Below are 414 nucleotides of genomic sequence, written 5' to 3'. Positions count from 1 at the left end.
ACTCGGATTGCAATCCGAGTTTGATTAATATTATAAATCCACAGCATTACTGTTGTGGATTTTTTTATTGTGTTATGATGAGTAAGCTTTTTGTGTTTTATAATCACGTAAACACATATCTATAAAGTCATAGATATATTTTTTACGTTCTTCTGATAAGTTAGAAATCCCGTTGGAGGAGTCATGATGGCAAACACTATAAGCAATAGTGTTAATGATAGTATTTATTCTGTTTTAATAAAAGAGGAGACTAAATATATACTAAAAGATGATCGTTTGATAAGTATTCAATCTTGGGAGGAACATTTGTTAAATAGTGTTTTTGCGATTGGTTTTGATGTAGAAGAAAACCCAATTAGAGAATCTATAAAAGGAAAACCAATATTGTCTAAAAAATCAAATAATCATAGGATA

At 28.5% G+C, this 414-nt stretch carries 1 protein-coding gene; it reads left to right on the top strand.

The features are described from left to right. Nucleotides 1–183 precede the first annotated feature (183 nt). On the top strand, nt 184–414 hold a 231-nt coding region (locus tag Z053_RS29660), incomplete at its 3' end, for a hypothetical protein (protein WP_035097358.1).

The organism is Aquimarina megaterium XH134 (assembly GCF_000520975.1).
Classification (GTDB): Bacteria; Bacteroidota; Bacteroidia; order Flavobacteriales; family Flavobacteriaceae; genus Aquimarina; species Aquimarina megaterium.
This window is presented reverse-complemented; position numbering and strand designations above follow the sequence as displayed.